Annotated in this window: 9 protein-coding genes; 4 read left to right on the top strand and 5 right to left on the bottom strand. The window is 42.6% G+C overall.

Annotated features, from left to right (window positions below; translation table 11 throughout):
• Positions 1–283: 283 nt before the first annotated feature.
• A complete protein-coding gene (locus L1D50_RS05720; protein ID WP_128726753.1) occupies positions 284–877 on the bottom strand; it encodes a porin family protein in 594 nt (197 codons plus the stop codon).
• 771 nt (positions 878–1,648) lie between these two features.
• On the opposite strand from L1D50_RS05720, the gene L1D50_RS05715 reads away from it, so the two are divergent.
• Positions 1,649–2,155 (top strand): winged helix-turn-helix domain-containing protein, encoded by a 507-nt coding sequence (locus tag L1D50_RS05715; RefSeq protein WP_128726751.1) that lies wholly within the window; start codon positions 1,649–1,651, stop codon positions 2,153–2,155.
• A 29-nt stretch (positions 2,156–2,184) separates the two neighbouring features.
• Positions 2,185–2,913: a Sir2 family NAD-dependent protein deacetylase gene (locus L1D50_RS05710; protein ID WP_128726750.1), complete on the top strand. Its 729-nt coding sequence runs from the start codon at positions 2,185–2,187 to the stop codon at positions 2,911–2,913.
• Between the two features lie 18 nt (positions 2,914–2,931).
• Here the strand turns inward: L1D50_RS05710 and L1D50_RS05705 are convergent, their stop codons facing one another.
• The gene (locus L1D50_RS05705; RefSeq protein ID WP_128726749.1) at positions 2,932–3,591 is read right to left on the bottom strand and encodes a hypothetical protein; all 660 of its coding nucleotides are present in this window, start codon (positions 3,589–3,591) and stop codon (positions 2,932–2,934) included.
• Between the two features lie 126 nt (positions 3,592–3,717).
• On the opposite strand from L1D50_RS05705, the gene L1D50_RS05700 reads away from it, so the two are divergent.
• Positions 3,718–4,563 (top strand): HDOD domain-containing protein, encoded by an 846-nt coding sequence (locus L1D50_RS05700; RefSeq protein ID WP_239965676.1) that lies wholly within the window; start codon positions 3,718–3,720, stop codon positions 4,561–4,563.
• 64 nt (positions 4,564–4,627) lie between these two features.
• On the opposite strand, the gene metK is transcribed toward L1D50_RS05700, so the two are convergent.
• Positions 4,628–5,779, bottom strand: a complete 1,152-nt coding sequence (gene metK, locus L1D50_RS05695) for a methionine adenosyltransferase (protein WP_045962687.1) — start codon at positions 5,777–5,779, stop codon at positions 4,628–4,630.
• Positions 5,780–6,038: 259 nt separating this feature from the next.
• Here metK and tkt point away from each other — a divergent pair, with 259 nt between their 5' ends.
• Positions 6,039–8,033, top strand: a complete 1,995-nt coding sequence (gene tkt, locus L1D50_RS05690; protein WP_128726747.1) for a transketolase — start codon at positions 6,039–6,041, stop codon at positions 8,031–8,033.
• Positions 8,034–8,120: 87 nt separating this feature from the next.
• On the opposite strand, the gene L1D50_RS05685 is transcribed toward tkt, so the two are convergent.
• Positions 8,121–8,564 carry a MarR family transcriptional regulator gene (locus L1D50_RS05685; RefSeq protein ID WP_138522166.1) on the bottom strand — a complete coding sequence of 148 codons (444 nt, stop codon included), beginning with the start codon at positions 8,562–8,564 and terminating at the stop codon, positions 8,121–8,123.
• Positions 8,557–9,039: a glutathione peroxidase gene (locus tag L1D50_RS05680; protein WP_138522164.1), complete on the bottom strand. Its 483-nt coding sequence runs from the start codon at positions 9,037–9,039 to the stop codon at positions 8,557–8,559. The genes L1D50_RS05685 and L1D50_RS05680 overlap by 8 nt, the downstream gene beginning before the upstream one ends.
• Positions 9,040–9,045 lie beyond the last annotated feature (6 nt).

The following is a 9,045-nucleotide window of genomic DNA, read 5'->3' as shown; positions in this document are numbered from 1 at the left end:
GGGGTGGCGGGTTTTATCATATTCATCCTGTTCTCCTTCGGCGCTTGATAAACCTGCTTAAAGTTGCTGGCATTATACCAATTGAATTAATTCTCTAATCAATTTGAAGGGTGAAATAGCATATTAGCTTCGTTAAAAATTTCTCATTTAGAACAACTAAATAGCAAAATTTTTGCCTTGCCTATATGGATATAGGTACCTTAGCGGTAGCAGGACGCGAGAGCGGTGCTACTAAAGCTATTTCCCCGTTTCAAGATAGATCATTTACTTAATACAACTGGTATTAAAAGCGATAGCTGACACCAAGAGATAAGTTTGATGTATCCAAGTCACCCATATCAAGGTACTTGTAGCCAAGGTTAACTGCTATACCGTTATCCCAGTCATATTGCCAACCGGCCTCAGCAACAAAACCGATACCGTCGTCAGTAACTAATTTGGTGCGGCCACGAGTGATTTCGTAATCGTAATAGTTCGCCCCTAATTTACCGTAAAAATAGCTATTGTCAGAAATTTGATAGTAGCCTTTAGCCGCAACGACGAAGTTATCAAATTCTAAGTTATTAGCACCAAGACCAAACAAAGTTTTGTTGTTTTGTGTGCAGGTAAATTTGCGATCGTTTTCGTCTTCACACTTCCAATCATCTAAGTCTTCACCGCTGTTATAACCTAATTCAAGCGCCAAAATTGGCGTAAAGTGATAGTTGTAATACAGGTAGGCTTGACCTACACCATCACCATCTTTGCTTGAGCTTTTATAAGAGGCGCCACCGCCAGAAATGTCTAAACCGACACGGTGTGTCTCGTCCTTTTGCTCTGCAAAAGACGATAAGCTTGTTGTGAGTAATGCAAGAGATAAAAGCGCTTTAAGTTTCATAATCAATGTCCGTTGTGGTTAACTTGAAGACAGTATAAATAGGGTGGGTGTCAAGGTCTGTTGGGGGGCTGTCATAAAGTGTAAGAAGGCGTCGAATTTGGTTTTATTTATTTTACAAATCTAAATAGTTGCACTTGCTAAGTGCTTGTTGGTGTCTTAGGTTTTGCAATGAATATTTGATATTTCATTATGGTGAAAAATGTTAAAATTGCAGCAATAAGCCCACTCCATATGTGATGCATGACCAAATGACTTGCAATGAACATAGGCACATCTTGCCAGCCAGCAATAAACAAAAGTTTACTCAATAACAGCAAATACCCGAGCAGGTGTGCGAAGAGCGCAAACCTAAAGGATTTTATAAATTTACTTTTTGCATTGACAGGTAGCGCTGGGAGGTTGAGGTGTAACGCGACGGTAAAGACTACTGAGAGCAAAATACTCACGCTTCCTAAACCCAGTAATGAGGTTTTAATCAACACGATGGAATAGATGAAAGCTAGTAACATGCGTCAGTCCTACAATTACGAGAAACGCAGTTTATATACGCTTAGGTTTTGAGTCTATTCGAATTATTCTAAGGATTAGGTAGTGATTTTCTGAACGATCGCTCTATACTAAGGGCCGATTTTATCAATAGTTTGTAAACCGATGTAACATTAGCCTGTATTTTCGTGGCATGTTTCGTTATAAATGCAATGCTATGTCGTAGTAAATTCGAAAAAAACAATAATTATTATAGTATTTAAGACCAAGTTGGGAACTAGGGAAATGAAATTTGCTTTTAAGGATTTTTTGTTTGATAGCAAAGAACTCAAGCTTTATAAAGATGATAGAAAGCTAAATCTAAAACAAAAGCCAGCTCAGATATTGGAGCTATTTTTAACTGCTCCTCAAACCATTCACAGTAAAGAAGATATTTTAGAAAAGGTATGGCCAGATAGAAAAGTAACGGATCAGGTCGTATTTCAAAATATCGGGCATTTACGCGCTTTATTTGGGGATGATGCTATCAAAACCTTTTCGAGAAAAGGGTATCAATGGCAGATCCCATGTACGGCCTTTGAGGGAACGACAGAAGCTCAGACCTCAAAGCAGTCTTTGCCTCAATCAACTAACCCCGCAGGGGGAGTGCTAGATGATAAACCTTCTGAGAATGAAGCCGCAGTCACGAATAATGCACTCAAAAAACCCGAGTCAGTCAGTAAGCTGCCAATGTTTGGGCTTGTGGGCATACTTGTATTACTAGCTGTGGGTGTTTACTTTACGTTATCGTGAGTCAAACTTACGTGGATTGAGGGCGTATTATGTCGCAAACGTTATATATCACAGGTGCTGGTGTAAGTGCTGAAAGTGGTATTCCGACTTTCCGGGGAGAGGATGGATTTTGGACGATAGGTTCGGCTAACTACACTCCTCAAGAAATGGCTACGCGCGCAATGTATAAATCACAACCGGCGGAATTCTTAAAATGGTATTACCATCGTTTTGTGACTTATCGTAATCACGGCCCCAATCAAGTTCATCAATGGCTTAGTGATAAAAATGTGATCACGCAAAATATCGACGGTTTAGATGGTAAAGCGGGAAATAATCATTTTATTGCGATCCATGGCCGTGTTGATCAGGTGACTCCCTTTCATACCCAAGGTGAGCCCACGGAGTGCTTTACTGCCCCTTGGGATGAGGTGGACGAAAGTCGATTAGCTGAGTCGCTGTTAGCACTTTTCAAGATCGCGCAGCGAGGCCCAGAAAAAGGCGTGTCACTTAAACCCTATGTATTGCTATTCGACGAATACTACACCGATCTGTATCGTATTAGCGAAGCACAGTCACGAATGTATGCTGCGGATCGCATGATTTTTATAGGTACTTCCTTTAGTGTCAATATCACTCAAATGGCCTTGGAAATAGCAAGGCACAAAGCTATTCCAATTGAAGTGGTTGACCCAAACCCTGCGCACTTACTTTACGAGCAAGTCACTTATCACCGTATGACGGCAAGTGAATACATCACCAGTTTGCCAGCCTCTTAATCCAAAGTTTGGGAAAACTCATCCTGTATTGCCTTGGTAGTAAGTAGCTAACAGAAATTGTTTATACTCGCTGAATCGATTTTGTTGTATGAGATGTGACTCAATCATTTTAGCGTTGTGGAGTTCTACAACGCTTATATGTCGTCGTTCGATTTCTATCAAGCCGAGTAACGCACTTAATTCTTGAATGCTAAGCGGGGTAGTATGGCTATTAAAAGCTAAGTAGCATTCGAGAGGTGTTAACTTTTTTGCATTTCTTTGACTAAGTGCGTTTTGTAGTAGTTCTTTACTTTCAAAGTGTAATAAGGTTCTGAGGTAGTTGAGGCCGTTATCTTTCGCTGCGATTTGCGATAAAAGAATGTGCAGTATGTTATTCCCTTGCTGGTTGAGGTTGTTGATTTGCTCAGCTTGGATCAAAGGGGGTGAGAAAAAGGCAAACTTTTCTAAGGAGTTAATCGCAGCTATCATCGCTTCTGGAAAGCGCGCAGCTTGTAAGCAAATACTCGCTATATCTTGATAGTGGCCATAGCGTGCATCGTCACTCTGTGCGCTTTTGAAAAGAAACTTTAGGACTTCAATCTGCTCGTCTTTGGGAGCGTCTGTGTACACGGCTTTTATTTTTTCGATGTTCGCACTTTTTAACGCCAGTAAAAACGGTGCTAAGCTACCATTCGACATTTAAATACACTTTGTTATTTAATACTTAATCTCGATGATAGCTTATTCACTCGAGTATTTTAACTTCAATACTGCAAATATCAGGCGATGAACTAAACTTGGATTTATCAATTCAGAGGTAGCCCAATGATCGATATTGACGATAAAGTGCTGAATGATCTGCGCGGCGGGTTTAACTTACCTGCTAAGCCTGAAATATTACAAGCCTTACAAAATGAATTATCAAAACCAGAACCTGAGTTATTTGCTGTTGCGGATATTATTGCAGCAGATGTTGGTGCATCAGCTGCGGTGTTAAAGGTGATTAATTCACCTGCGTATGGCCTTGCCCGCACTATTACAGACATTAAACAAGCTGTGATGTTTTTGGGCGTTACCTGTATTACGCAGCTCGTGACAGGATATTTGCTTAAAAACGCGTTTGAGCAGTCCAAATGCTGTATTTCACTGCAGCAATTTTGGGATAACGCTGCTGATATTTCAAAAGCTGCAATGGTAGTTGGACATCACTTAAAGTCATCATTACCGATGGAGAATTTACAGTTGCTCGGACTGTTTCATGATGCCGGGATCCCTGCAATGGCCGTAAAATACCCTGATTACGCTGAGGTAATAAAACAGTCCATAGAGCGACCTGAGCAAACACTGATTTATTATGAGCAGCAACAATATCCAGTGCCACATACAGTAATAGGTTACTTTCTTGCGACATCTTGGCACTTACCCAAAGAAATATGTCAGATGATTTTGCGTCACCATGACGTAAGCTATCTTGAAGAGCAAAAAAATGCGCAATATGTGCAAACCTTTGCGGCACTTAAACTGGCTGAAAATCTCTGTTTTGAAGCAAAACACTTTAGAAGCGCAGCAGATTGGTATTTATTTAAAGATAAGGTGATGATTGAGCTTAATCTGCATGAAGATGAGTATCAAAACTTAAAAGATGATGTCGACGAAGTATTTATCGGGTAGGGGATTAACCGTAGGCATTAAAAAAGGCGCACTAGGCGCCTTTTTTACTTTTTGCAGCAGGGGATTATAGGCCTGCTGCTGCACGCAGTGCGTCAGCTTTATCTGTTGCTTCCCAAGGGAACTCTTCACGACCAAAGTGGCCGTAAGCAGCAGTAGGCTGATAAATTGGACGCTCAAGGTCTAGCATAGTGATTAGACCGTAAGGGCGTAAGTCGAAGTGCGCGCGGATAAGTTCGATTAAACGCGACTCATCAAGCTTAGCTGTACCGAAAGTTTCTACGCTGATAGAGGTTGGCTCAGCAACACCGATTGCGTAAGACACTTGGATCTCACACTTGTCAGCAAGGCCAGCGGCAACAATGTTCTTCGCAACGTAACGTGCTGCGTACGCTGCAGAACGGTCAACTTTTGATGGATCTTTACCAGAGAATGCACCACCACCGTGACGTGCCATACCGCCGTATGTATCTACGATGATTTTACGACCTGTTAGACCACAGTCACCCATAGGGCCACCGATAACGAAACGGCCAGTTGGGTTGATGAAGAACTTAGTTGCTTCAGTGATAAGCTCTGCAGGTAATGTAGGCTTGATGATAGTTTCCATCACAGCTTCTACAAGGTCTGCTTGTGAAACAGAATCACAGTGCTGTGTAGATAATACAACTGCGTCGATACCTACAGCTTTACCGTTTTCGTACGCGAATGTTACCTGAGACTTAGCGTCTGGGCGTAACCAAGGTAGTGTGCCGTCTTTACGAACTTGCGCTTGGCGCTGAACTAAACGGTGTGAGTATGTGATTGGAGCAGGCATCAGTACGTCGGTTTCGTTACACGCGTAACCAAACATTAGACCTTGGTCACCAGCACCTTGCTCTTCTGGGCGAGTACGGTCAACACCTTGGTTAATATCAGGTGATTGCTTACCAATGGTATTTAGGATTGCACATGAATCAGCGTCAAAGCCCATGTCAGAATGCGTGTAACCAATTTCACGCACGGTCTTACGAGTTAATTCCTCGATATCAACCCAAGCGCTAGTCGTGATTTCACCACCAACCATAACCATACCGGTTTTAACGTAAGTTTCACACGCAACACGTGCTTTTGGATCTTGCTCAAGGATGGCATCTAGAACCGCATCAGAGATCTGATCGGCGATTTTATCTGGATGGCCCTCAGAAACAGATTCAGAAGTAAATAAATGTTTAGCCATTGTATTTATGCTCACAAATATTGCGCTTCACAAACATCAGGGACAGCGCGAAAAATTAAGGGGCGTATTCTAACCAAAAAACCTAGGCATTGACTAGTTATTTTACGCCTAGACGTCCAAAATTGTGCAAACTTTTTTATTGGTCGGAAAAAGTCTGTCTGTACCCGTTTTTTTATGGCCTTTGCCGTTGCAGTTAGCCATATAAATAAGTAAGAATGGGCTCAAACCCCGCGAAACACATTTAAAGGTAGGAGAATTCATGCCATCTCGCAAAGAACTTGCTAATGCAATTCGCGTTCTTTCCATGGACGCTGTACAAAAGGCCAAGTCTGGCCACCCAGGAGCCCCGATGGGCATGGCGGACATCGCAGAAGTACTTTGGCGCGATTTTTTAAAGCACAACCCAAGTAACCCTGAGTGGTTCGACAGAGATCGCTTTGTATTGTCAAACGGTCACGGCTCAATGTTAATTTATTCATTGTTGCATTTGTCGGGTTATGACTTATCAATTGATGACATCAAAAACTTTCGTCAGCTACATTCAAAAACACCAGGCCACCCAGAATATGGTTACGCGCCAGGTATTGAAACGACTACAGGCCCATTAGGTCAGGGTATTACTAATGCGGTAGGTATGGCGATTGCTGAAAAAGCATTGGCTGCACAGTTTAACCGTGAAGATTACGACATCGTTAACCACTATACCTATACATTCTTAGGTGATGGCTGTTTGATGGAAGGTATCTCACACGAAGCTTGTTCACTTGCGGGTACGCTTGGTCTTGGCAAACTGATTGCATTTTGGGATGACAACGGCATTTCAATCGACGGTGAAGTTGAAGGTTGGTTTAGCGACGATACACCAAAACGCTTTGAGTCTTATGGCTGGCATGTTATCGCCGGTGTTGATGGCCACGATAGCGATGCGATTAAAGCTGCAATCGAAGCGGCGCAAGCAGAGTCTGACAAGCCAACGCTTATTTGTTGTAAAACGGTTATTGGTTATGGTTCACCAAATAAATCAGGTAGCCATGATTGTCACGGTGCACCACTGGGCGAGGATGAAATCAAAGCTGCTCGTGAATTCCTTGGTTGGGAACACGGTGCATTTGAAATACCAGAAGATGTGTACGCTAAATGGGACGCAACAGCACGTGGTCAAAATCAACAAAGTGACTGGTTGATTAAGTTCACTGAATACCAAATGCATTATCCTGAGCTTGCTGCTGAATTTGAGCGTCGCATGAAAGGCGAACTTCCAGCAGATTGGTCAGAGAAAACTGAAGCGTATATTGCAGAGCTTCAAGCGAATCCTGCAAACCCTGCAACACGTAAAGCATCACAAAATGCATTGAATGCCTATGGTCCAATTCTACCTGAGTTTATGGGTGGCTCTGCTGACCTTGCGGGTTCTAACTTGACACTTTGGGATCAATCTAAAGGCTTAACGGCAGAAGATGCTGCGGGTAACTATATCTTCTACGGTGTGCGCGAGTTTGGTATGTCTGCCATCATGAATGGTATTGCATTGCACAGAGGTTTTATCCCTTACGGTGCGACATTCCTAATGTTTATGGAATACGCACGCAATGCCGTACGTATGGCTGCATTGATGAAGCAAAGAAGTATCTTTGTGTATACCCATGATTCAATCGGTCTTGGTGAAGACGGTCCAACGCACCAACCAGTAGAACAAATGGCGAACTTACGCACTACGCCAAACCTAGCGAGCTGGCGTCCATGTGACCAAGTTGAGTCAGCAGTTGCTTGGCAGCAAGCGGTTGAACGCGCTGATGGTCCATCTGCACTTGTATTTACTCGTCAAGGTCTTGCGCAGCAGCCACGTACCGCTGAGCAGGTTGCAGCAATTAAGCAAGGTGGTTATGTGCTATCTTGTGATGGTGAGCCTGAAATTATTCTTATTGCGACAGGTTCTGAAGTGCAACTTGCGGTTGAGTCTGCGGATAAGCTTCGTGCAGAAGGTAAAAAGGTACGTGTTGTGTCTATGCCTTCAACTGACATTTTTGATGCGCAATCTCCTGAATACAAAGAAAGTGTACTACCAAGCTCAGTAACGCGTCGCGTCGCTATCGAAGCGGGTATCGAGGACTTCTGGTACAAATATGTAGGCCTAAATGGTGCGATCGTTGGTATGACAACGTTTGGTGAGTCAGCGCCTGCTGATGAGCTATTCAAGCTATTTGGCTTTACGGTAGAAAATATCGTTGAAAAAGCAAACGCATTGTTTGCATAATCAAGTGAAAGAGAAAAAACCCATGCTATGCATGGGTTTTTTTATGCTTGAATGCTCAGATTGAGCTTTGCTGTGTTTTGCTTTTTCTTATGGTGTTGCAGCGCTGGACTTTAATAACATATCAAGAGACTGCTTTAACTGTTGAACTTGCTCCATATTTAAGCCCGCTTTTGCCATCATTTGTGCTGGGATACATGTGCATGATTGCTCCAGTGCTTTACCTGCTTCAGTTAAGTAAATGAAGGTTTGCCGTTCGTCATCAGGGTTTTTGCTGCGGGTAACTAGACCTCGTTCTGCTAATCGCTTAAGAAGCGGTGTTAAGGTGTTGCTATTGAGTTCAGCTCGCTCGCCTATTTCTTTCACGAGCAGTCCATCTTGCTCCCATAAAATCAATAACACTATATATTGCGGGTACGTGAGCCCAATCTCTTTGAGTAACGGCTGGTAGAGTCGGGTAACCTGTCTTGATGCACTATATAGCCGAAAGCAGATCTGATTATCGAGGTTGAGCTGCGGATTCGATTTACTCATTTAATAACTTTTCAATATCTTTGGCTATTTGTTCTGGTTTGGTGATTGGAGCATAGCGCTTAATCGGTTCACCCTGTTGGTTGAATAAAAACTTAGTGAAGTTCCACTTGATTTTATTACCAAATAGTCCTGGAAGTGCAGATTTTAGGTATTGATAAAGTGGGTGTGTGTTGTCGCCATTAACTTCTATCTTTTCCATCATCTGAAAATCGACACCATAGTTGATTAAACAGCCTTGTTGAATTTGTTTTGCATCACCAGGCTCTTGTTTACCAAACTGGTTGCAGGGAAAGCCGATGATAACAAGGCCTTGGTCCGCATATTTTTGATGTAATTTTTGTAGCCCTTCGTATTGTGGGGTTAATCCACACTCACTGGCCGTGTTAACAATAAGCACAGCTTTACCTTGTAAGTCGGTAAAGTGATATGTCTGACCTTGTAATGTGTTTGCTTCAAACTGATATAGCGTCGTCATTTTTAA

The sequence above is a fragment of the Pseudoalteromonas sp. Isolate6 genome (assembly GCF_022398435.1).
GTDB lineage: Bacteria > Pseudomonadota > Gammaproteobacteria > Enterobacterales > Alteromonadaceae > Pseudoalteromonas > Pseudoalteromonas galatheae.
This window is presented reverse-complemented; position numbering and strand designations above follow the sequence as displayed.

What these genes read in the sequence shown, in the direction of transcription:
- L1D50_RS05720 (WP_128726753.1), bottom strand. Translation starts at nt 877, where the DNA reads ATGAAACTTAAAGCGCTTTTATCTCTTGCATTACTCACAACAAGCTTA.
- L1D50_RS05715 (WP_128726751.1), top strand. Translation starts at nt 1,649, where the DNA reads ATGAAATTTGCTTTTAAGGATTTTTTGTTTGATAGCAAAGAACTCAAG.
- L1D50_RS05710 (WP_128726750.1), top strand. Translation starts at nt 2,185, where the DNA reads ATGTCGCAAACGTTATATATCACAGGTGCTGGTGTAAGTGCTGAAAGT.
- L1D50_RS05705 (WP_128726749.1), bottom strand. Translation starts at nt 3,591, where the DNA reads ATGTCGAATGGTAGCTTAGCACCGTTTTTACTGGCGTTAAAAAGTGCG.
- L1D50_RS05700 (WP_239965676.1), top strand. Translation starts at nt 3,718, where the DNA reads ATGATCGATATTGACGATAAAGTGCTGAATGATCTGCGCGGCGGGTTT.
- metK (WP_045962687.1), bottom strand. Translation starts at nt 5,779, where the DNA reads ATGGCTAAACATTTATTTACTTCTGAATCTGTTTCTGAGGGCCATCCA.
- tkt (WP_128726747.1), top strand. Translation starts at nt 6,039, where the DNA reads ATGCCATCTCGCAAAGAACTTGCTAATGCAATTCGCGTTCTTTCCATG.
- L1D50_RS05685 (WP_138522166.1), bottom strand. Translation starts at nt 8,564, where the DNA reads ATGAGTAAATCGAATCCGCAGCTCAACCTCGATAATCAGATCTGCTTT.
- L1D50_RS05680 (WP_138522164.1), bottom strand. Translation starts at nt 9,039, where the DNA reads ATGACGACGCTATATCAGTTTGAAGCAAACACATTACAAGGTCAGACA.